The 20,199-nt window shown below is 69.6% G+C and carries 22 protein-coding genes; 12 read left to right on the top strand and 10 right to left on the bottom strand.

Annotated features, from left to right (window positions below; all coding sequences use genetic code 11):
- The first annotated feature begins 78 nt into the window (after positions 1 to 78).
- The gene (locus A5700_RS06700; protein ID WP_369828237.1) at positions 79 to 531 is read left to right on the top strand and encodes a hypothetical protein; all 453 of its coding nucleotides are present in this window, start codon (positions 79 to 81) and stop codon (positions 529 to 531) included.
- Positions 532 to 543: 12 nt separating this feature from the next.
- Complete coding sequence (locus A5700_RS06695) at positions 544 to 1,503, top strand: FAD-dependent oxidoreductase (protein ID WP_068075217.1); 960 nt, start codon at positions 544 to 546, stop codon at positions 1,501 to 1,503.
- Between the two features lie 3 nt (positions 1,504 to 1,506).
- Here the strand turns inward: A5700_RS06695 and A5700_RS06690 are convergent, their stop codons facing one another.
- Entirely contained in the window at positions 1,507 to 1,905 is a 399-nt protein-coding gene (locus tag A5700_RS06690) for a phage holin family protein (protein ID WP_068075214.1), read from the bottom strand.
- Positions 1,906 to 2,096: 191 nt separating this feature from the next.
- Between A5700_RS06690 and A5700_RS06685 the strand changes: the two genes are divergently transcribed.
- Positions 2,097 to 3,308, top strand: coding sequence for an MFS transporter (locus tag A5700_RS06685; protein WP_068075220.1), 1,212 nt, complete (start codon positions 2,097 to 2,099; stop codon positions 3,306 to 3,308).
- On the opposite strand, the gene A5700_RS06680 is transcribed toward A5700_RS06685, so the two are convergent.
- Positions 3,305 to 4,573 carry a competence/damage-inducible protein A gene (locus A5700_RS06680; protein WP_068075211.1) on the bottom strand — a complete coding sequence of 423 codons (1,269 nt, stop codon included), beginning with the start codon at positions 4,571 to 4,573 and terminating at the stop codon, positions 3,305 to 3,307. The two genes, A5700_RS06685 and A5700_RS06680, sit on opposite strands and share 4 nt — an antisense overlap.
- 30 nt (positions 4,574 to 4,603) lie before the next feature.
- Complete coding sequence (locus A5700_RS06675) at positions 4,604 to 4,909, bottom strand: MTH1187 family thiamine-binding protein (RefSeq protein WP_068075208.1); 306 nt, start codon at positions 4,907 to 4,909, stop codon at positions 4,604 to 4,606.
- A gap of 51 nt (positions 4,910 to 4,960) precedes the next feature.
- Between A5700_RS06675 and dtd the strand changes: the two genes are divergently transcribed.
- Both dtd and A5700_RS06665 read left to right on the top strand, forming a co-directional pair.
- Positions 4,961 to 5,392, top strand: a complete 432-nt coding sequence (dtd, locus tag A5700_RS06670) for a D-aminoacyl-tRNA deacylase (protein WP_068075205.1) — start codon at positions 4,961 to 4,963, stop codon at positions 5,390 to 5,392.
- 77 nt (positions 5,393 to 5,469) lie between these two features.
- Positions 5,470 to 6,381, top strand: a complete 912-nt coding sequence (locus A5700_RS06665; protein WP_068075202.1) for a class I SAM-dependent methyltransferase — start codon at positions 5,470 to 5,472, stop codon at positions 6,379 to 6,381.
- A gap of 22 nt (positions 6,382 to 6,403) precedes the next feature.
- Here A5700_RS06665 and A5700_RS06660 read toward each other — a convergent pair whose 3' ends face one another.
- Both A5700_RS06660 and A5700_RS06655 read right to left on the bottom strand, forming a co-directional pair.
- Complete coding sequence (locus A5700_RS06660; protein ID WP_068075199.1) at positions 6,404 to 7,429, bottom strand: alcohol dehydrogenase catalytic domain-containing protein; 1,026 nt, start codon at positions 7,427 to 7,429, stop codon at positions 6,404 to 6,406.
- 10 nt (positions 7,430 to 7,439) lie between these two features.
- Positions 7,440 to 9,377: an NAD(P)/FAD-dependent oxidoreductase gene (locus A5700_RS06655; RefSeq protein ID WP_068204558.1), complete on the bottom strand. Its 1,938-nt coding sequence runs from the start codon at positions 9,375 to 9,377 to the stop codon at positions 7,440 to 7,442.
- A gap of 323 nt (positions 9,378 to 9,700) precedes the next feature.
- On the opposite strand from A5700_RS06655, the gene A5700_RS06650 reads away from it, so the two are divergent.
- Positions 9,701 to 10,831, top strand: a complete 1,131-nt coding sequence (locus tag A5700_RS06650) for a nitronate monooxygenase (protein ID WP_068073714.1) — start codon at positions 9,701 to 9,703, stop codon at positions 10,829 to 10,831.
- Between the two features lie 6 nt (positions 10,832 to 10,837).
- Here the strand turns inward: A5700_RS06650 and A5700_RS06645 are convergent, their stop codons facing one another.
- The 3 genes from A5700_RS06645 to A5700_RS06635 all read right to left on the bottom strand — a co-directional run bounded on the left by A5700_RS06645 (position 10,838) and on the right by A5700_RS06635 (position 11,868).
- Complete coding sequence (locus A5700_RS06645; protein WP_068073716.1) at positions 10,838 to 11,059, bottom strand: hypothetical protein; 222 nt, start codon at positions 11,057 to 11,059, stop codon at positions 10,838 to 10,840.
- A gap of 111 nt (positions 11,060 to 11,170) precedes the next feature.
- Positions 11,171 to 11,473, bottom strand: coding sequence for a hypothetical protein (locus tag A5700_RS06640; RefSeq protein ID WP_068073717.1), 303 nt, complete (start codon positions 11,471 to 11,473; stop codon positions 11,171 to 11,173).
- Positions 11,473 to 11,868 carry a hypothetical protein gene (locus A5700_RS06635; protein ID WP_068073719.1) on the bottom strand — a complete coding sequence of 132 codons (396 nt, stop codon included), beginning with the start codon at positions 11,866 to 11,868 and terminating at the stop codon, positions 11,473 to 11,475. Before A5700_RS06635 ends, A5700_RS06640 begins: the two co-directional genes overlap by 1 nt.
- A gap of 226 nt (positions 11,869 to 12,094) precedes the next feature.
- Between A5700_RS06635 and A5700_RS06630 the strand changes: the two genes are divergently transcribed.
- The 4 genes from A5700_RS06630 (at position 12,095) to A5700_RS06615 (ending at position 16,004) form a co-directional block, all read left to right on the top strand.
- Entirely contained in the window at positions 12,095 to 13,393 is a 1,299-nt protein-coding gene (locus tag A5700_RS06630; RefSeq protein WP_068073721.1) for a cytochrome P450, read from the top strand.
- 9 nt (positions 13,394 to 13,402) lie between these two features.
- Complete coding sequence (locus tag A5700_RS06625) at positions 13,403 to 14,416, top strand: alcohol dehydrogenase catalytic domain-containing protein (RefSeq protein WP_068073722.1); 1,014 nt, start codon at positions 13,403 to 13,405, stop codon at positions 14,414 to 14,416.
- Positions 14,417 to 14,437: 21 nt separating this feature from the next.
- A complete protein-coding gene (locus A5700_RS06620; protein WP_068073742.1) occupies positions 14,438 to 14,977 on the top strand; it encodes a YceI family protein in 540 nt (179 codons plus the stop codon).
- Between the two features lie 94 nt (positions 14,978 to 15,071).
- Entirely contained in the window at positions 15,072 to 16,004 is a 933-nt protein-coding gene (locus A5700_RS06615) for an SAM-dependent methyltransferase (RefSeq protein ID WP_068073723.1), read from the top strand.
- Between the two features lie 24 nt (positions 16,005 to 16,028).
- Here A5700_RS06615 and A5700_RS06610 read toward each other — a convergent pair whose 3' ends face one another.
- Complete coding sequence (locus A5700_RS06610; RefSeq protein WP_068073744.1) at positions 16,029 to 17,147, bottom strand: hypothetical protein; 1,119 nt, start codon at positions 17,145 to 17,147, stop codon at positions 16,029 to 16,031.
- Between the two features lie 644 nt (positions 17,148 to 17,791).
- On the opposite strand from A5700_RS06610, the gene ag85B reads away from it, so the two are divergent.
- Positions 17,792 to 18,784, top strand: coding sequence for a diacylglycerol acyltransferase/mycolyltransferase Ag85B (gene ag85B, locus A5700_RS06605; RefSeq protein WP_068073725.1), 993 nt, complete (start codon positions 17,792 to 17,794; stop codon positions 18,782 to 18,784).
- An 87-nt stretch (positions 18,785 to 18,871) separates the two neighbouring features.
- On the opposite strand, the gene A5700_RS26870 is transcribed toward ag85B, so the two are convergent.
- Positions 18,872 to 19,201 carry a hypothetical protein gene (locus tag A5700_RS26870; protein WP_231973898.1) on the bottom strand — a complete coding sequence of 110 codons (330 nt, stop codon included), beginning with the start codon at positions 19,199 to 19,201 and terminating at the stop codon, positions 18,872 to 18,874.
- A 373-nt stretch (positions 19,202 to 19,574) separates the two neighbouring features.
- On the opposite strand from A5700_RS26870, the gene A5700_RS06595 reads away from it, so the two are divergent.
- Positions 19,575 to 20,186 carry a chorismate mutase gene (locus A5700_RS06595; RefSeq protein WP_082960638.1) on the top strand — a complete coding sequence of 204 codons (612 nt, stop codon included), beginning with the start codon at positions 19,575 to 19,577 and terminating at the stop codon, positions 20,184 to 20,186.
- Positions 20,187 to 20,199 lie beyond the last annotated feature (13 nt).

Below are 20,199 nucleotides of genomic sequence, written 5' to 3'. Positions count from 1 at the left end.
CCGGCGCTCCGCGCGGGCGTGGGTTGACCGGTCGGGCCCCCGCCCGATTAGGCTGCGACCCCTGCTGACGGCTAAAACGTGAGGGGCTACGCACTTCGGCCCCCGCCCGGGCCCGCACCCTCGCCCGCGCACGGCGCGCCGCCCGGGCCGGGGCCGAAGACCGCCATCGACAAGGACGGCATCTACGCGGTGGGCAGCGACATCGCGCCGGGCATCTACAGCTCGGGCGGACCCGTCGGCAACGGCACCTGCTACTGGAAGCGGACCGGCAACCCCGACGGCGCGCTGATCGACAACTCCATGAGCAAGAAGCCCCAGGTGGTGCAGATCGACCCGACGGACAAGGCGTTCAAGACGTCGGGGTGCCAGCCCTGGCAGCTCACCCCGGACGCCGCGCTCCCGCCGAGCGCGCCGCCCGCCGGCGTGCAGGGCACGCTGGGCATCCTCAACGGCCTGCTCGGCGGGCAGAACGGCCAGCAGCCGGCACCGAGCGCCCAGCAGCCCCCCAGCAGCGCGCCGCCGCACTCCTGACCCGAGGCGTCCGTGGCCAGCACGCAACCGATCGTCGTCGTCGGCGCGGGCGTCAGCGGTCTGACCTCGGCCGTCGTGCTGGCCGAGGCGGGCTGGCCGGTACAGATCTGGAGTGCGGCGCCCCCGCGGCAGACGACGTCGATGGTGGCCGGTGCCGTGTGGCTGCCGCCGCGGCCCGCCGAACGCGCGGCCCAGACGCTGGGCTGGACCGAACACTCGCTGCACGTCTTCCATGAGCTGGCCGGGCTACCCGACTCCGGGGTGCAGCTGGCGCCGGCCCTGGCCGTCGGCGAACTGACGGCGGCGCAGGCCATGGCGTCCGCGGCCGCCCTCATCCCCGGCCTGCGCGCCGCCGACCCGAGCGAGGTGCCCGACGGATTCGCCGGCGGGTTCTGCGCCACCGTCCCGATGATCGACATGCCCCGCTACCTCGACTACCTCACCCGCCGGCTGGCCGCTGCCGGCTGCGGCATCGAGCGGCGCACGGTGCGGTCACTGGCCGAGGCCGCCGACGCCGCGCCGATCGTCGTCAACTGCACGGGCCTCGCGGCCGGAGCGCTCACCGGTGACGACACCGTCCGCCCGGTCTTCGGCCAGCACCTGGTGCTCACCAATCCCGGGCTGCGCCAGCTGTTTGTGGAGATCAACGGCGGACCGGAGTGGACCTGCTACTTCCCCCACCCGCGGCGGGTTGTGTGCGGCGGTATCGGCGTGCCCGGCCGCTGGGACACCACGCCCGACCCGGAGCTCAGCGAGCGGATCCTGAGGCGCTGCAGGCGGATCGAGCCGCGGCTGGGCGACGCCGAGGTGATCGAGACGATCACCGGGCTGCGGCCCGACCGACCCTCGGTGCGCGTGGCGGCCGAACCCCTGGGGCGGGCGCGCTGCATCCACAACTACGGGCACGGCGGCAACGGGGTGACGCTGTCCTGGGGGTGCGCGCGCGACGTCCTGCGGTTGGTGCAGCGCTAGGGCTTACCGGCCGCGCAGGCCGACGTCGCGGATCACCAGCGAGAGCACCCAACTCACGATCGACAACACGATCGCCGCCAGGATCGCCGTCCACCAGAAGTGGTCGATCTGCAGGCCCCAGTGGGTGGTGTGCGCCGTGATCCGCGCGGTGATCCAGAGCATCAGCGCGTTCACGACAACGTGGAACAGGCCGAGCGTCAGGATGTAGAGCGGGATCGACAAGATGCGGACGACCGGCTTGATGAACGCGTTGACGAGCCCGAAGATCACCGCGACGACGAAGATGATGCCGGCCCGCTGCAGCGTGCTGTCACCGCCGACGAAGGTGATGCCGTGCACGAGCTTGGTGACCAGCCACAGCGCGAACCCGGTGACGGTGGCGCGGAACAGGAAAGGGCCCATGGGCCCGATCCTGCCACCGGCCGCGGGCAACGCCGCGCGGCCGCCGGTGAATTCGGTGCGTGTCGCGCGGCCAGGCTCTCGCGCATCGCGGCGCGGTCCTGCACGATGCTCAGGTGACCACACCGAGCTTGCAGAACCCACGCCCTCGGCAGCGGCTTACCGCCGACCAACGCAACTCGTTCGTCGCGGCGATGCTGGGCTGGACGATGGACGCCTTCGACTACTTTATCGTGGTATTCGTCTATGCCGACATCGCGAAGACGTTCCACCACAGCAAGGCCGAGGTCGCGTTCATCACCACCGCCACCCTGGTCATGCGGCCGGTGGGGGCGTTGCTGTTCGGCTTATGGGCCGACCGCGTCGGCCGGCGTACCCCGCTGATGGTGGACGTCATCTTCTATTCGGTGGTCGGCTTTTTGTGTGCGTTCGCGCCCAACTTCACGGTGCTGGTGATCCTGCGCCTGCTCTACGGGCTGGGCATGGGCGGCGAATGGGGCCTGGGCGCCGCGCTGGCGATGGAGAAGGTGCCCGTCGAGCGGCGCGGGTTCTTCTCCGGCCTGCTGCAGGAGGGCTACGCCTTCGGCTACCTGCTGGCCAGCGTGGGTTCTTTGGTGGTGATGGATTGGTTGGGACTGTCGTGGCGGTGGCTGTTCGGGCTGTCCGTCATTCCGGCCCTGATCAGCTTGATCATCCGCTACCGCGTGCAGGAGTCCGAGGTTTGGGAGGCCGCCCAGGACCAGCTGAAGCTGACCAACACCCGGATTCGCGACGTCCTGCGCGACGGCGCCATCATCCGCCGGTTCGTCTACCTGGTCCTGCTGATGACCGCCTTCAACTGGATGAGCCACGGCACCCAGGACGTCTACCCGACCTTCCTGGGCTCGACCGCCAACCACGGCGCCGGCCTGTCCAGCGTCACCGTGAAGTGGATCGTGGTCGTCTACAACGTCGGCGCGATCGTCGGCGGGCTGTTCTTCGGCACGCTCTCGCAACGGTTCAGCCGCCGCTACACCGTCGCCTTCTGCGCGCTGCTCGGGCTGCCCATCGTGCCGCTGTTCGCGTACTCGCGGACGGCGGCCATGCTGTGCCTCGGCTCGTTCCTGATGCAGGTGTGCGTGCAGGGGGCGTGGGGCGTGATCCCCGCTCACCTCACCGAGTTGTCCCCCGACGCCATCCGCGGCCTCTATCCCGGCGTCACCTACCAGCTGGGCAACCTGCTGGCGGCGTTCAACCTGCCCATTCAGGAGCGGCTGGCGGAGTCGCACGGCTATCCCTTCGCGCTGGCGGCGACGATCGTGCCGGTGCTGCTGGCCGTGACCGTCCTGACGCTGATCGGCAAGGACGCCACCGGGATTCGGTTCGGCAGCTCCCAAAGCGCTTTCCTGCCAACCGAACCGACCTAGGAGGGTTGGCTCAGCAGGCGTCGCAGCAGGTGCATGGCGACGGTGGTCGAGCGTTCCCGGATGTCCGAGCGGTTGCCCGGCAACAGCAACGTGCGGGTGTCGGCGCGGCCGTCTCGCAGCCGGACCGTGAAGCACACCGTGCCGACCGGCTTGGTCTCCGTGCCGCCGCCGGGCCCGGCAATCCCGGTGATGGCGACGGCGGTGTCGGCGCCGAGGCGTTGCAGCGCGCCCGCGGCCATCGCCTCGGCCACCGGCTCGGAGACGGCTCCGTGCTCCTCGATCAGCGCCGGGTCGACGCCCAGCAGCTCCGCCTTGGCCTCGTTCGAGTAGGAGACCACGCCGCCCGCCACGTACGCCGACGACCCGGGGCGATCGGTGAGCCGTGCGGCCAGCAGCCCCGCCGTGCACGACTCGGCGGTCGCGATGAGGCGACCGGTGAGCAGTTGCGCCACCAGATCGTCCACCAGTGAACCGTTTTCGGAGAACAGCTGCTCGCCGTGCCGGTCGCGCAGCAGCCGGACCAGGTCGGCGTAGCTTGCGGCGGCGTCCGGCTCGTAGCGGGTGACCATCTCGATTTCGCCGCGGCGCAGGCAGGTGGTGATCTCGAGCGCGCCGAAACCGGGCACGGACTGCTCGGCGTCGCGCAGCGTCTCGGCCAGGCCCGACTCGGGCAGCCCGAACATGCGCACCGTCTGTTGTTCGTAGACGGTGCGCCCGGCGACCGCCTGCTGCGCGGCGGCGGTCTGAATTGCCTTGCGCCACATGGGTTGCAGCTCGCGCGGCGGGCCGGGCAGCACGACGACGGTCGGGGTGCCGGGCACCACCACCCCGGGAGCGGTGCCGACGGGGTCGAGCACCTCCGCGCCGGCCGGCACCATGGCCTGCTTGCGATTGGCGGCCCGCACCGAGTCGAAGTCGACGCCGTCGAAGCGCGCCATCAGGCGTTTGAGGATGTCGGCGATCGTGGCTTCCAGCTCGTCGTCGAGCACCAACTCGCGGTCGCAGAAGCGCGCCACCACCTCGACGGTCATGTCGTCGGCGGTCGGCCCCAGGCCGCCGCTGGTGATGATCAGGTCGACGTCCTGTGCCGCCAGGAAGCGCAGCTGCGCTTCGATGTCGGCCGGACGGTCACCGCAGATGGTGATGTGGGCGAGTTCGACGCCCAGCTCGAGCAGGCGGTCGGCGAGCCACGGCCCGTTCGCATCCTGGACGCGTCCGGTGAGGACCTCGGTTCCGGTGACAACGATGCCTGCGCGTGCGCTCACCGGGACGAGCCTACTGGTGCGCCCGCTGGGTCAGCCGCCGGCGAGGTGATCCTCGACCGTGGCCACCTTGCGCGTCATGGCGTCGCTCACCCCGGGCCGCCAGTCCGCCTTGATCACGGTGCTGACCCTGGGCGCGCGGGCGGCGACGGCTTCCACCGCACGCTGGACGACGGCCATGACCTCGTCCCACGTGTCGCCCTCGATCACGGTGAACATGGCGTCGGTCTTGTTCGGCAGGCCGGACGCCCGCACCACCCTGACCGCCTCCGCGACGATCTCGCCGACGCCCTCGCCCACCCCCAGCGGCGTGACGGAGAACGCGACGAGCACGGACACCCGACGAGCGTACCCAACTGCGGCGGGCCCGGCCTGGCACCATCGGGAACCATGCGGGTGTTGGTGCAGCGGGTCACGTCGGCGTCGGTATCGGTGGGCGGTGAGGTGGTCGGCGCCATCCGGCCCGACGCGCAGGGCCTGCTGGCGTTTGTCGGCGTCACCCACAGCGATGGACCCGACATCGCGCGGCGGCTTGCCGAAAAACTGTGGCGGCTGCGCATTCTCGCCGACGAGCGGTCGGCGGCGGACGTGCAGGCCCCGATCCTGGTGGTCAGCCAGTTCACGCTGTACGCCGACACGGCCAAGGGCCGCCGACCGTCCTGGAACGCGGCCGCGCCGGGCGCCCTCGCCGAGCCGCTGGTAGAAGCGTTCGCGGCGGCGCTGCGCCAGCAGGGCGCCGAGGTGCAGACGGGTGTGTTCGGTGCGAACATGCAAGTGCAGTTGGTCAACGACGGCCCGGTCACGGTGTTTCTCGAGCTTTGACGGTACAACTGCGGCTACGTTGGGTATGTCGGCTTCATGCGATCTGTGGGTCTGCGTATGCGCTGGAAGGGGCGGCCGTGAGCACGTCACCGGAGTTTGGTTCGCTGCGCTCCGACGACGACCACTGGGACATCGTCAGCAGCGTCGGCTACACGGCCCTGCTGGTGGCGGGTTGGCGCGCCCTGCACGCCGTGAGCTCGTCCCCGTTGGTCCGCGACGAGTACGCGAAGGTGTTCATCGCCGCCTCGGAGGACCCTTACCTCGCCGGTGTGCTCGCCAACCCCGGGACGTCCGAGGACGAGACGGCCTTCCCTCGCCTGTACGGGGTGCAGACCCGCTTCTTCGACGACTTCTTCGCCGCTGCCGGTGAGGCGGGCATCCGCCAGGCGGTGATCGTCGCCGCCGGCCTCGATTCCCGGGCGTATCGCCTCGACTGGCCCGCCGGCACAACCGTTTTCGAGGTTGACCTGCCCAAGGTGCTGGAGTTCAAGGCCCGCGTGCTCGGTGAGCACGGCGCCACGCCGAAGGCCCGCCGCGTCGAGGTCGACGCCGACCTGCGGTCCGACTGGTCACGGCCGCTGGAAGCCGCCGGCTTCGACGTCGAAAGTCCCAGCGCATGGTCGGTGGAGGGGTTGCTGCCCTACCTCACCGACGAGGCGCAGAACGCGCTATTCACCCGGATCAGTGGGCTGAGCGCGCCGGGCAGTCGAATCGCGGTGGGAGCGTTGGGTTCTCGGCTCGACCATGACCAGCTCACGGCGCTGGAGTCGGCTCACCCCGGGGTGAATGTGTCCGGCGACGTGGACTTCTCCGCGCTGACCTACGAACCGCAGACCGAACCCGCGGAGCGGCTGGCCGCCCATGCGTGGACGGTCGATCCGGTCCGCAGCACGCTGCAGCTGCAGGCCGGTTACGGCCTGACCCCGCCGGACGTCGACGTCAAGATCGACGGCTTCATGCATTCGCAATACATCACGGCAACCCGCTGACCAGCCACCCCCCGCGTCGCCGCTATGGCCTCAGCAGGATTTTGACGTCCTCGCCCGTGCGCGACCCGGCGGTCGCGTAGCCCTTCGCGGCGTCGTCCAACGGCAGGGTCGTCGTGAAGATGCCGTCCACGTCGAGCCGCCCGGACTGCAGCAGCGGGATCAGCTCCGGCCAGGTGCGTTGCACCGGCGCGGTGGTCATCCGCAACGTGATGCTACGGATCAGGCAGCCCAATGCGTTGAGCGGAAACGGGTTTAGGTCGTGCACACCGACCACGGACACCGTGCCGCCCGGCCGCACCGCGTTGAGCGCGTCGGTCAGCGAGGCGTCGGTCGCGACGGCGTCGATGACGGCGTCGGCGCCGCGACCTCCGGTCGCCGCCAGGATCGCCTCGACGGCCGGAGGCTTGACGGGCGTCGCTCCCCAACGGGCGGCGCGCGCCAACCGGCCCTCGACGTGGTCGACCGCGAAAACCGTTGCCGCGCCTTGGAACAACGCGCTGCGCAGCGAGCACAGCCCGACGGCGCCCAGGCCCAGCACCGCCACGGTGCCACCGAAGGGGATATCGGCGCGCTGCGCCGCCGCCCAGCCGGTCGCCAGGTTGTCGGTCAGCAGCAGCGCCTGCTCGTCGCTGATGCCGTCGGGTACCTTGAGGAGCTGGAAGTCGGCCGCGGGCACCGCGAGCAGGTCGGCCTGCGCCCCGCCCAGCGCTCCCCCGCCAAAGATCTGAAAGCCGCTGTGGCACATGACCGGATCGCGGGTGGCGCAGCCGGGGCAGGCGCCGCACCCGGCCACCGACGACACCATGACCTTGTCACCCACCCTGGCGGTGCGCACCTCGGGTCCCACCGCCACGACGGTGCCGATGGCCTCGTGTCCCACGGCGATCGGCTCGGGCAGCGGGAAATCGGCCTCGTAGAAATGCAGGTCGGAGCCGCAGATGCCCGCGGCCGTCACCTCGACGATCGCGGCGTCGGGTCCGGGCAGCGCCGGATCGGGCCGGGTGTCGACCCGGACGCTGCGGGGACCGTCGACGACTACCGTGCGCATGTCGGCGTGCTCACTTTCTTCCTCGCACCACGAACCGCGACCAATCGGGTTCGCGGACGGCGCTCCAGTATTCGTTGAGCCGCCATGGGCTGACGGTGTGGATCTCGCCGTCGGCGTTCTTGAAGTAGGAGTGTTTGACCGCGGGATGCGACCACACCATCTTTTTGATCTGGTGCTGCGTGCGTCGGTGCCAGTCGTCGGCCGCCTCGGCCCGCGGTTCCAGCGCATGCAGGTCGTCCTGCGCGATGCGCTGCAGGCATTGGTCGACATAACGCATCTGCAGTTCGGACTGAAAAATCAGGCTGCCGCCGTGCGCGAGGTGGGTGCCGGGCCCGTAGAGGATGAAGAAGTTGGGAAAATCCGGGACGGTGATGCCGAGGTAGGCGTACGGCCGGCTGCCCCACTTTTCGCGGAGATCCGCTCCGTCGCGGCCGGTCACCGTCAGCGGCCACAGCACGTCGGTGTGCCGGAAGCCGGTGGCGTACACGATGACGTCGGCGCCGCGGTGTGTCCCGTCGTCGGTGACCACGCCGTCGGGCGTGATCTCGCGGATCGGGGCGCGCACCAGCTCGACATTGGTGCGCTGCAACGTCTTCAGCCAGCTGCCGTTGTCTTGCAGGGTCCTCTTGCCGCAGGCGGGATAGTCCGGCATCACCTTGGCTAGCAGGTCCGCCGCACCGGGTCCGTCGATCTGGCTGGTGATCCACTGCGAGAACATGATGTGGGCCGCGGCGTTGATGTCGCTGACGGCGTGGTCCTGGTCGGCGAAGTCGGGATCGGTCTGCGCGGCGTCCAGCCCCTTGTCGGATCCCGGCCACAGGACCAGGAACCGGTACCACCGCCCGTAGTACGGCAGGTGGCGCATCGCCCAGCGGACGCCGTCGGGAACCTCGTCGTGGTACATCGGGTTCGGGAACATCCATTGCGCGGTGCGCTGGTAAATCGTCAATTGGTCGACCCGGTCCGCGATCGCCGGGGCGATCTGGAAGCCGCTGGCGCCGGCCCCGATGAGCGCGACCCGCATGCCGGTGAGATCGACGGATGCGTCCCAGGCCGCGCTGTGGAACGTCGGCCCCGCGAAGGTGTCGGCGCCGGCGATGTCGGGAACGTTGGGGCGATTGAGCTGGCCGACCGCGGCGATGACGGCCCGGGCGCGCAGCGTCTCGACGCGCCCCGTGGGGCCGCGCAGCGAGACGCCCCACGTTCCGTCGTCGTCGTCCCATGTGGCGCCGAGCACCTCGGTGTTCCACCGCACGTGCTCACCGAGCCCGTGCTTGGCGACGACCGTGGTGAAGTAGTCCTGTAGCTCGCGCTGCTCGGCGAAGAAGTGCGTCCAGTCGTTGTTCGGTTCGAAGCTGTAGCAATAGAAATGGTTCGCCACATCCACCCGGGCGCCGGGATAGCGGTTCTCCCACCAGGTTCCACCCGGCCCGGCGTTCTTCTCGACGATGGTGAACTCGATGTTGGCCTGCTTGAGCCGAATGCCGGCCAGGATGCCGGATTCGCCGCACCCGATCACCACGACGGGAAGTTCGGTGGCGCGTTCTACGGGCAGGGGCGCCGGGCGGCGCGGGTCCGCGCCGTCGAGGTCCAATTCCTCGCCGACCAGGGGCAGGTAGTCGTCGGGAACGCGTTCGCAGGCCGCCCAGTCCAGCATCTCGCGGATGAGGTCCGCGCTGAGCGGCGCCGGCTCTGGACAACCGCGGTCGCGGTAGTCGGCGAGCACCGACAGGGCTTCGGCGCGGGCACGGGCCTTGTCCTCTTCGGACATGAACCCCTGCACCTCGTTGAGGAAGATGCCCAGCTGCTTGTACTCGCGGATGAAGCGCGGGTCGCCGGTGACGTGCACGAGCGACAGGAGCAGGGTCGGGACGCTGACCTCCTCGAGCGCGGCAGCGATGTGGGCGGTCGCGGTGGTGAACGGTTCGCCGGCGTAACGGCTGCGCATCGGCTGAGATCCTTTCACCGGAGACGGGCAATTACGAGACTCGTGGTGTCGTAATTGGCAGCATTACGCTACCCGCTGCCGACGGAGCGGATCAAGAGGCCACGCGAGCCCGGGCGGCCGCCGCAACGCGGCTCGCGCGGTGCGGAGACGACATCGACGGGGACGTTGCGCGTGGCGGCAACCCCGCGCGAACGCCGGCCACCGGCAAGTAGGCGGCGACGAACCGTAGTCCCGGGCCGCGCGACGGGACCCGCTGGCCACGTCAGCACGCCGGGTACTAAACTAGAACACGTTTCAATTCCGCCAGCGCCCCAGGAGTAGGCATGCATACCGCCATCTGCGACGAGCTCGGTATTGAGTTCCCGATCTTCGCGTTCACCCACTGCCGCGACGTCGTGGTGGCCGTCAGCAAGGCCGGTGGCTTCGGCGTGCTCGGCGCCGTCGGCTTCACGCCCGAGCAGCTCGAGATCGAACTCAAGTGGATCGACGACAACATCGGCGACCACCCCTACGGCGTCGACATCGTGATCCCGAACAAGTACGAGGGCATGGACTCGCAGCTGTCCGCCGAGGAGCTGGCCGACACGCTGCGCAAGATGGTCCCGCAGGAACACCTCGATTTCGGCAAGAAGATCCTCGCCGATCACGGCGTACCGGTCGAGGACAGCGACGGCGACACCTTGCAGTTGCTGGGGTGGACCGAGGCGACCGCGACCCCGCAGGTCGAGGTGGCGCTCAAGCACCCGAAGGTCAAGATGATCGCCAACGCGCTGGGCACTCCGCCGGCGGAGATGATCAAGCACATCCACGAAGCCGGCCTGAAGGTGGCCGCGCTGTGCGGCTCGCCGTCACAGGCCCGCAAGCACGCGGACGCGGGCGTCGACATCATCATCGCGCAGGGCGGCGAGGCCGGCGGCCACTGCGGCGAGGTGGGCTCCATCGTGCTGTGGCCGCAGGTGGTCAAGGAGGTCGCGCCGGTGCCGGTTCTGGCGGCCGGCGGCATCGGCAGCGGCCAGCAGATCGCGGCGGCGCTGGCGCTGGGCGCTCAAGGGGCGTGGACGGGATCGCAGTGGCTGATGGTCGAGGAGTCCTCGAACACGCCCGTCCAGCAGGAGGCGTACGTCAAGGCGGGTAGCCGCGACACCGTGCGCAGCCGCTCCTTCACAGGCAAGCCGGCCCGCATGCTGCGCAACGACTGGACCGAGGCCTGGGAGGCGCCCGACAACCCCAAGCCGCTGGGAATGCCGTTGCAGTACATGGTGTCCGGGATGGCGGTGCGGGCCACCAACAGGTACCCGAACGAAAGCGTCGACGTCGCCTTCAACCCGGTCGGTCAGGTCGTCGGCCAATTCAACAAGGTGGAGAAGACGGCGACGGTCATCGAGCGCTGGGTCCAGGAGTACCTGGAGGCAACCAACCGGCTCGACGAACTCAATGAGGCCGCCGCCGTCTAACCGGGCTTAGACGTCGTCGAGGTCGTCGCGGCCGGTGAACACCTCTTTCGCCCGGTCGACGGCGTACGTGCCGATCTCGATCGAGTTCTGAACGATGCCGCTGGCGCCGCCGGCGATGTCACCGCGGATGATGTCGCTGGCGTGCTCCACGATGTCGGAGGCCTTCTCGACGGCGTTGGTCGCGATGTCCTTGGCCGCGTCGACTGCGTCTTTGGGGTTGAAGCCCATCTCGAATCTCCTTGCTGGGGACAGTCTTGGGACAGTCGGTGGTTGCTGCGTCGGTAAGGACTCTAGACGCGACGGGAGCCACCCGGCGCGCCGGCGAGGGCCGGCCGGACGCTAGTAGTGCACCACCTTGCGCCAGTAGTCCTCGGGAATCTCGGCGCCGGACGCCAGGATTCGGGCCAGCCCGACGGCCATCGCGATGCCCAGCAGGCCGAGCCACAGCCCGGTCACCCCGATCACCGCCCACAGCGCGACGGTGACCGCGGGCCACGGCGACAGCACGGCCAGCACCGGCGCGAAAAAGAAGCCGGCGCCGATGTACCAGGCCGAGCCGGTCCGATCCGACGCCACGACGAAGCGCAGCCAGCGCGGCACCACCGCGGTGTCGGGTCGGCGGCGGGCCGTGGCTGCGTCCATCAGTCGGCGGGCGGGAAGAACCCGGCGCCCGTGAACCACCCCGGCTGCCAGCCCTGAGCGCCCAGGCAGAGCATGGGCAGCCCGTCGGGCGTCTGCGCGGCCGCTTGCGATCCCGGGCACTTGGCCCCGTTCTGCTGGACCCCGTACAGCGGGTAGGAGATGACCCAGTAGCCCGTGGTGGCGGCCGGGAACTGGTTCGGCGGCGGGAAGTGACACGCCTCGGCCTGGCCGCTGGGCCCCCGCCCGAAGATGAAGCGTTCGTAGTTATCGCACGGCGCGCCCAGCGTCGCCTGGAAGTTCATGCCCGGAACGTCACCCTCGTAGGCGGCCGCGTGCGGCGCCACGCTGATCGCGCCGACCGCCAAGGTGGCGGCGACAACTGCTTCCCGGATCATCTTCAACCCCTCGCGCTGACTCACCCCGTCCGTGTGGCGGTGACCTGCACCACAGCATATCCGGCCCGCTCGGCGCGACAAGACCATACCGGCGCGACGCTCGTGCCGAAGAGAACACGTTGCAATTCCCGTCTCGGATCTTGCGTTAATCCTTCCCATCCGAGGTGCGGCGGTGGTTTATTAGCACGAGGACGACTAGACGACTTCGTCACTCGAGGAGTGGGCCGTGTCAACTGCCAAGACGACCACCGAACCGACCTCCACGCCGGTCCCCAACCTGCCGCCCGGTTTCGACTTCACCGACCCGGACGTCCACGCCGTGCGCCTGCCCATCGAGGAACTGGCCGAGCTGCGCCGCACCGCACCGATCTGGTGGAACGAGCAGCCCCTCGGCTGCGGCGGCTTCGACGACGGCGGCTTCTGGGTGGTGTCCAAGCACAAGGACGTCAAAGAGATCTCGTTGCGCAGCGACGTCTTCTCGAGCCTGCAGAACACCGCCCTGCCGCGCTACAAGGAGGGCACCGTGCGCGAGCAGCGCGACACGGGCAAGTTCGTGCTGCTCAATATGGACGCCCCGCAGCACACGCGGCTGCGCAAGATCATCTCCCGGGGCTTCACGCCGCGCGCCGTCGAGCGCTTGCGCGACGATCTCCGCGAACGCGCACGGCGCATCGTCGAGACGGCGGCCGCCGCGGGCAGCGGCGACTTCGTCGAGCAGGTCTCCTGCGAACTGCCCCTGCAGGCCATCGCCGGGCTGCTCGGCGTGCCGCAGGAAGACCGCATGAAGCTGTTCCACTGGTCCAACGAGATGGTCGGCGACCAAGACCCGGAGTTCGCCCGCAACGACGCCATGGGCGCCTCGGTGGAGTTGATCACCTACGCCATGCAGATGGCCGCCGACCGGGCCCAGAACCCGGGCGAGGACATCGTCACGAAGCTGATCGAGGCCGACGTCGACGGCCACAAGCTCTCCGACGACGAGTTCGGTTTCTTCGTGATCCTGCTGGCGGTGGCCGGTAACGAGACCACCCGCAACTCCATCACCCAGGGCATGATGGCCTTCACGGATTTCCCCGATCAGTGGGACCTGTACAAGCGCGAACGCCCGGTCACCACGGCCGACGAAATCGTCCGCTGGGCCACCCCGGTCACGTCGTTCCAGCGCACCGCCCTCGAGGATTACGAGCTGTCCGGCGTGCAGATCAAGAAGGGCCAGCGGGTCGTCATGGTCTACCGCTCGGCCAACTTCGACGAGGACGTGTTCGACGACCCTTTCACGTTCAACATCCTGCGCAACCCCAACCCGCACGTCGGCTTCGGCGGCACCGGGGCGCACTACTGCATCGGGGCGAACCTGGCGCGGATGACCATCGACCTGATGTTCAACGCCATCGCCGACGTCATGCCGGGACTGGAGTCGATCGGCCAGCCGCAACGGCTGCGGTCCGGCTGGCTCAACGGGATCAAGCACTGGCAGGTCGACTATCACAGCGATCAGGCGGCGAAATGCCCTGTGGCGCATTAGGCTACGGCCATGCCGTCACATAGAGCGATCCACGTCAAGTCCGCGGGCGCGCCGTTGGAGCTCGCCGAAGCCGAGACCAAGTCACCCGAGCGCGGTGAGGTGCGCATCAAGGTCGGCGCCTGCGGCATCTGCGGCACCGACGCCCATTTCGTGGCCGGCAGCTTCCCCGGGATGTCCTGGCCGCTGACGCCCGGCCACGAAATCGCGGGCACCATCGCCGAAGTCGGCGCGGGCGTCGAGGAATTCGCGGTCGGCGACCGCGTGGCCGTCGGGTGGTTCGGCGGCAACTGCAACCACTGCGAGCAGTGCCGCAAGGGCCTGTTCATCCATTGCCTCAACGGCAAGGTGCCCAGCTGGCACTATCCAGGCGGGTACGCGCAATCCGCGACCGTGCCGGCGACCGCGCTCGCCCGCATCCCCGCCGAGCTGTCCGACGCCGAGGCCGCGCCGATGGGCTGCGCGGGCGTCACCACCTACAACGCGCTGCGCCACACGAAAGCCCTGCCCGGCGACCGGGTCGCCATCCTCGGTGTCGGCGGCCTGGGACACCTCGGGTTGCAGTTCTCCCGGGCGATGGGATTCGAGACCATCGCCATCAACCGGGGCACCGCCAAGAAGGCGGACGCGCTCAAGCTCGGCGCGCACCACTACATCGACGCCAGCGACGGTGACGTCGCCGAGTCGTTGAAGGACCTCGGTGGGGTCGCGGTGGTGCTGGGCACCGCCGGGGCGTCGCAGGCGATGGCCGCGACCGTCGGCGGCCTGCAACCCCTGGGTGAGCTCGTCACGATCGGCGTCACCCCCGAGCCGCTGCCGATCAGCCCGGCGCAACTGATCACGCCCGGCATCAGCGTCGTCGGCCATCCGTCGGGCACCGCCAAAGAGGTCGAGGACACGATGAACTTCGCGGTGCTGTCCGGGGTGCGCGCCTGGGTCGAGGAGCTGCCGCTGGACCGGGCGGCCGAAGGCTACGCGGCGCTGGAAGAGGGCCGAGCGCGCTACCGCACCGTCTTGACCATGTGACACAGTCGGTCGGTGACCGACATGTGGACCATTGGGCCGTCCGATGGGGAGCTGACGCTGCGCACCGCAGTGGCGGGCAGGGCCGCGCGGATGGGCCACCGGCTCACCATCGCGATGCGGCGCTGGCGGGCGACCGTGACCTGGCGCGGTGACGAACCGGTGGCCGCCGAGTTGGCCGTCGAGGTCGAGTCGTTCGACGTGTTACGCGGCGACGGCGGCGTCAAGGGGCTCTCGGGGCCGGAAAAGGTGTTGGTGCGAGCCAACGCGATGAAGTCGATCGAAGCGAGTCGGTTCCCGGACATCCGCTTCGTCGCCGGCGCCGTCGAGCCAACCGCGGACGGGTACCGGCTCGTTGGCGAGCTGACGATTCACGGCCGATCACACCAGCACGTAATCGAGCTGCGCACAGAGGATTTGGGTGATTCCTGGCGGATGTCGGCGAACACCACCGTCCGCCAGACCGACTACGGCATCAAGCCCTACTCGCTGTTGATGGGCTCGGTTCAGGTCGCCGACGACGTGTCGATCGCCTTCACCGCGGTTCACGCCAAGGTCGATTGAGCTTCACCGGCCGGTCCCGGCCGCGCGTGTACTCTCGATTCCGGTAGGTAATTGCTTGCGCTAAGTATCTAGTTATTCGTCCGGAAGGGCCGATATGCCACGCACAGACAACGATTCGTGGGACCTTGCCACCAGCGTCGGGGCGACTGCCACCATGGTGGCCGCCGCCCGCGCCGTCGCCGCGAAGGGCGACAACGCGCTGATCGACGATCCCTTCGCCGAGCCGCTGGTGCGCGCCGTCGGGGTCGAGTTCTTCGACCGGTGGGTCAGTGGGGAGATCACCGCCGCCGACGTCGACGCGCCCGACGACGCGTGGGGCTTGCAGCGCATGGCCGACCTGATGAGCGCCCGCACCCGGTACTTCGACGCGTTCTTCGCCGACGCGACCGCGACCGGGATCCGCCAGGCCGTCATCTTGGCGTCGGGCCTCGACGCGCGGCCATACCGACTCCAATGGCCGCCGGCGACAACTGTTTTCGAGATCGACCAGCCACTGGTCATCGAATTCAAGACCACCACTTTGGAAGGTCTCGGCGCGCGACCGACCGCCGAGCTACGCCCGGTCGCGATCGATCTGCGACAGGATTGGCCGGCCGCGCTGCGGGCGGCGGGATTCGACGCCGACCGGCCGAGCGCGTGGATCGCCGAGGGTCTGCTGGCCTTTTTGCCCCCGGATGCCCAGGATCGGTTGTTGGACAACATCACGGCGCTCAGCGCACCCGGAAGTCGTTTGGCCGCAGAGATTTTCGCCACTCCCCCGGACGTGGACGGCAAGCGCGGGCCGGACCTGTTGCAAACGGCCAGTGAGCGGTGGCGTCCCCACGGGTTCGACATTGAGTTGTCCGATTTGCGCTACGACGTCGATCGCAACGATGTGGCGACCTATCTCGACGCACACGGCTGGCAGAGCCGCTCCACCACCCTCAACGAGCTGCTGGCCGCCAACGGTCTCCCGGAGATCCCGCAGACGCCCGAGAACGAGGCGTTCGTCCAGAATTACTACTGCACGGCCGTCCGGGGCGGCTAGCCCCGCGACGGCGCGGGCGCAGCCTCAGGGCTGCGGGTCGGTCGCGGGTTCGCCGGCGTCGCCGGGAATGTGCTCGAGCACCCTCGTCAGGTAGGGCTGCCGGGCGCCGGGCTCTCCCCGCTGCTCGCTCGGCGCCACCCGCTGCTCCTCGGGCGCGTTGGCCTCCGCCGCCGGTTCGCTCGCCGGTTCGGGGGCCTGCGGCGTGGCCGCGGGGGCGGCGGGCGGCGCGACCACCGCAGGCGCGGCGGCCTCGGCGATCTGCGGCGTCGGCGGGTGCGGCGCGTGCTTGGCCGCGCTCGGGGCGCTGGCCGGGGCGAGCTGGATGCCGACCGCCAGCGACAGCGACGACACGAAGGTCACCGCACCCGCGGCCAGAGCCGTCACCGCTCCCGCGTAGGGCAACCGCCGCGGGCGGGCCGGCGCGGCGGCTGGCGGCCGGGTGACCGCCACCAACTGCTCGTCGGTGAACTCCGTGCTGCGCGCGGCGCACAACGCCGCGCCCCTGGCGATGGTCACCTGCGCCATCGTCTGCACGAAAACCGGTACGGGCAAGGTCTCTTCGAGATGCCAGGAGAAGCCGTCCACGTCGGTGTGCGGGCCGACGATCACCACGCCGCCCGGGCGCCATCCGTCGCGTTCGAACATGCCGGTCAACCAGCGGCTCAGGCCGTCGAAACCGCCGCGCACCTGCTTGGTCACGGTGCGGGTCTGTTCGTCGTGGGTGTCCACCATGACGACCGTCGTCGCGTCATGCTCGACGATGCACACCGCCGTCTGTTCATAGCCGATCACCGGGGCGATGGCCTGCGCCAGCGTTTCGATCGACTCCAGCAGCCGGACCGGCACCACGTTGTCGAACCCCGCGTCGGTCAGCGCCTCCAGCACCAGCGCGGCCGGGGCCGCCGCGTCGTCGCTCCACGTCACGCCGACGACGCGCAGGCGGCGCTCGTTCGCGGCGGCCGTCGCGTCAACCTGCAGAACCTGGTCCACCACCTGCTCTGCGGTACCCACGGCGCGGACGCCGCGACCGGCGCACAGCTCGACCTCCTGGTGATCCAGGATCGTGCCGTCCGCGCCGTGTCCCTCAGCGAGCACCCACCCAACGGCGGCCGGCGTCACTGACAGTCCAAGTACCGTGTCCAAAATCTGTGCCCCAATCGGTCCCGCGTCGCCGGCGCCCTCCACCGCGCGCACCAAGAATCCGCTGGTGCGGTGATTCGTGAGAGGCCGGAACAGACCCGGGATAGCGCGGTCTCCATCGGCTTGCTCCGAGAGAGCCTACGCGGTCGACGCAAATCCAGCTGCGCCGGTTCGCCGTCGGCCCGAAACGCCTGATGAGAGGCGTGCCACGCGCTCGACCCAGCCGCGACGCGGGCCAAAACGCTTGTCGGACGTCCGTTTCGAACCGCACGACGGCGCGAAACCGGCGGGCGCGGTGGCCACCATGAGTTTGCCGTGACGTCACTTCGGCGGCGGTGTTGGAGCGTCCCGGGACCCCGTCGCCGCTATCCGGTGGGCCCGACCGCGAGGGCCGTCGCGGGGACGTCGGCAACCGGCGGGATAGCCGGGTCGGTGGCCCGCGCGGGCGGCGGGCCTGCCTGGCGTTATCGGGGGCGGCGCCGGCGGCCGACGGGCCCCGTAATCGCCGCCGTGGGCGGTCCGCGCGGCGAAATCCGAGGTGGGAAACCGATGCCGAACCGAGACACCCCCGCGTCCCGATCGACATATGACGGACGAACACGGTAAATTTCCTGCTGAGATCACGATCACATCGACAAGGGGCACGTATGACAGATCTGAGCGAGAAGGTCCGGGCCTGGGGGCGCCGGCTTTTAGTCGGTGCGGCAGCTGCCGTCACTCTCCCCGGCCTGATCGGTCTTGCCGGTGGCGCGGCGACCGCGAACGCGTTTTCGCGGCCGGGCCTGCCCGTCGAGTACCTGCAAGTGCCCTCCGCGGGCATGGGCCGCAACATCAAGGTGCAGTTCCAGAGCGGTGGTAGCGGCTCCCCCGCGGTCTACCTGCTCGACGGGTTGCGGGCGCAGGACGACTACAACGGCTGGGACATCAACACCCCCGCGTTCGAGTGGTACTACAAGTCCGGCCTGTCGATCGTGATGCCGGTGGGCGGGCAGTCCAGCTTCTACGCCGACTGGTACCAGCCGGCGTGCGGCAAGGCCGGCTGCTCCACCTACAAGTGGGAGACCTTCCTCACCAGCGAGCTGCCGCAGTACCTGCAGTCGAACAAGAGCGTGAAGCCGAACGGCAGCGCCGCGGTCGGTATCTCCATGTCGGGCTCGTCGGCGATGATCCTGTCGGTGTATCACCCCCAGCAGTTCATCTACGCCGGGTCCCTGTCCGCCCTACTGGACCCGTCCGCGGGCATGGGGCCGTCGCTGATCGGCTTGGCGATGGGCGACGCCGGCGGTTACAAGGCCGACGCCATGTGGGGGCCGTCCAGCGACCCGGCCTGGCAGCGCAACGACCCCACTCAGCAGATCGGCGCGCTGGTCGGCAACAACACCCGCCTCTGGGTGTACTGCGGTAACGGCACGCCCTCCGAGCTCGGTGGCGCGAACATGCCCGCGGAGTTCCTGGAGAACTTCGTGCGCAGCAGCAACTTGAAGTTCCAGGACGCCTACAACGCGGCCGGCGGCCACAACGCGGTGTTCAACTTCAACGCCAACGGAACTCACAGCTGGGAGTACTGGGGTGCGCAGCTCAACGCCATGAAGCCCGACTTGCAGGGTGTGCTGGGCGCCTCGCCCGGCGGCGGCGGATAACCTCCGCGTTCTGCATCCGCCTTCGCCACTGCGCTCGACGGCCACGTCGGGCGCAGTGGTGTATCTGGGCCCGGTGCGCACTGCCTGTCAGGGCGCGGGGGCCACGTCCTGGGTGACGTCGACCCACGCGGCCGCGTCACCGCGGTGGTCGTTCACGTTCCGGCACTGACCGTAGATCCGCGCGACGCCCGAGGCCGGGTCGTCGTCTTGCCGGTAGACGACCGCGGTGACGCCGTCGCGGGTGAGCGTCCTGGCGAAGGGGTGATTGTTGGGCGGTAGGCCCTCCCGCCAGCCACGGTCCGCCAGGGTCGCCGCCAATCCGGCGAAGTACAGATCGCCCCGCGCCCCGGGCGGCAACGCGAAGGTCACGTAGACGGCGCCCTGGTACGGCGGGTCCTGCTGGTTCTTGCACGACATGAGCGAGTAGCCCGCCGACACGGGTGTGCAGCTGGGCGACGCCGACGATCTGCCGCGCCGAGGCCACCGCCTGGGCCTTCGATCCGCTGTCGTCGAGCGGATCGCCGGGATGGTCCAGGGCGTCGGAAGGTGTCGCGTGCAGCCGGTTGACCGCGAGGAAGCCACCGCCCAAGACCAGCGAGGTCGTGAGCGCGGCGGCGGTCAGCGTGCGAATCTGGTTGAGCCGCAACCGCTGTCGATGGCCGTGCGTCGCGTTCGGCCGGTCCGGGTCTGGCGTCGTCGGCGTCACACCAACCTAGGCTAATCCGGTCGGCGGGCTTGCCGGTCCGTCGAAAAGCCGCCAAGCGGCCAGGAACCCGCCAGAATCGTGCGCATGCGCAGCCGGCATCCGATTGTCATAACGCCTCCGAGGCGCCGCCGGGATGCGGTCGTCGGGTCGCTGGGCGTCGTGGCGGTGGCCGTGGCCGCGGTCTTGGCCGTCGGATCCGCGCGCGCCGGCAGCGCGAGCCCGCTGACCGAGCTGGTGGACGCCGCCGCGCAGCGCCTGCAGGTCGCCGAGCCGGTCGCCGCGTTCAAATGGAACACGCACGGCGCGGTGGAGGATCCCGCCCGGGTCCAGCAGCAGCTCGCCGAGTTGGGCGACGCGGCCGCCGCCGACCACCTCGACCGCGACTACGTCACGCGGATCTTCGGTGACCAGATCGAGGCGACGGAGGCCATCGAGTACCGGCGGTTCGCCGACTGGAAGCTGAACCCGGCCGCCGCACCGGGCGCGTCCCCCGACCTGTCGTCCTCCCGCGCGACGATCGATGGGTTCAACCGGACGATGCTGAGCCAGATCGCGGACCACTGGGACGAGCTGCACTCGGCGGCCTGCGCCGCGCAGCTCGACGCCGCCACGGTCGACGTCACGCGGGCCCACCGGCTCGACGGCCTCTACCAACAGGCGTTGGCGTTAGCCACTCACGCATATTGCCAGCGATAGTTTAATTTTTCCT

The organism is Mycobacterium sp. E1214, from assembly GCF_001666755.1.
In the GTDB taxonomy this organism is placed as follows: Bacteria; Actinomycetota; Actinomycetes; order Mycobacteriales; family Mycobacteriaceae; genus Mycobacterium.
This window is presented reverse-complemented; position numbering and strand designations above follow the sequence as displayed.

Excerpts from the sequence above, each read along its gene's own strand:
- A5700_RS06615 (WP_068073723.1), top strand. The coding sequence starts at position 15,072 with ATGCCACGCACAGACAACGATTCGTGGGACCTTGCCACCAGCGTCGGG.
- A5700_RS06685 (WP_068075220.1), top strand. The coding sequence starts at position 2,097 with ATGCTGGGCTGGACGATGGACGCCTTCGACTACTTTATCGTGGTATTC.
- A5700_RS06650 (WP_068073714.1), top strand. The coding sequence starts at position 9,701 with ATGCATACCGCCATCTGCGACGAGCTCGGTATTGAGTTCCCGATCTTC.
- A5700_RS06640 (WP_068073717.1), bottom strand. The coding sequence starts at position 11,473 with ATGGACGCAGCCACGGCCCGCCGCCGACCCGACACCGCGGTGGTGCCG.
- dtd (WP_068075205.1), top strand. The coding sequence starts at position 4,961 with ATGCGGGTGTTGGTGCAGCGGGTCACGTCGGCGTCGGTATCGGTGGGC.
- A5700_RS06620 (WP_068073742.1), top strand. The coding sequence starts at position 14,438 with ATGTGGACCATTGGGCCGTCCGATGGGGAGCTGACGCTGCGCACCGCA.
- A5700_RS06635 (WP_068073719.1), bottom strand. The coding sequence starts at position 11,868 with ATGATCCGGGAAGCAGTTGTCGCCGCCACCTTGGCGGTCGGCGCGATC.
- A5700_RS26870 (WP_231973898.1), bottom strand. The coding sequence starts at position 19,201 with ATGTCGTGCAAGAACCAGCAGGACCCGCCGTACCAGGGCGCCGTCTAC.
- A5700_RS06655 (WP_068204558.1), bottom strand. The coding sequence starts at position 9,377 with ATGCGCAGCCGTTACGCCGGCGAACCGTTCACCACCGCGACCGCCCAC.
- A5700_RS06690 (WP_068075214.1), bottom strand. The coding sequence starts at position 1,905 with ATGGGCCCTTTCCTGTTCCGCGCCACCGTCACCGGGTTCGCGCTGTGG.
- A5700_RS06625 (WP_068073722.1), top strand. The coding sequence starts at position 13,403 with ATGCCGTCACATAGAGCGATCCACGTCAAGTCCGCGGGCGCGCCGTTG.
- A5700_RS06660 (WP_068075199.1), bottom strand. The coding sequence starts at position 7,429 with ATGCGCACGGTAGTCGTCGACGGTCCCCGCAGCGTCCGGGTCGACACC.
- A5700_RS06645 (WP_068073716.1), bottom strand. The coding sequence starts at position 11,059 with ATGGGCTTCAACCCCAAAGACGCAGTCGACGCGGCCAAGGACATCGCG.
- ag85B (WP_068073725.1), top strand. The coding sequence starts at position 17,792 with ATGACAGATCTGAGCGAGAAGGTCCGGGCCTGGGGGCGCCGGCTTTTA.
- A5700_RS06595 (WP_082960638.1), top strand. The coding sequence starts at position 19,575 with ATGCGCAGCCGGCATCCGATTGTCATAACGCCTCCGAGGCGCCGCCGG.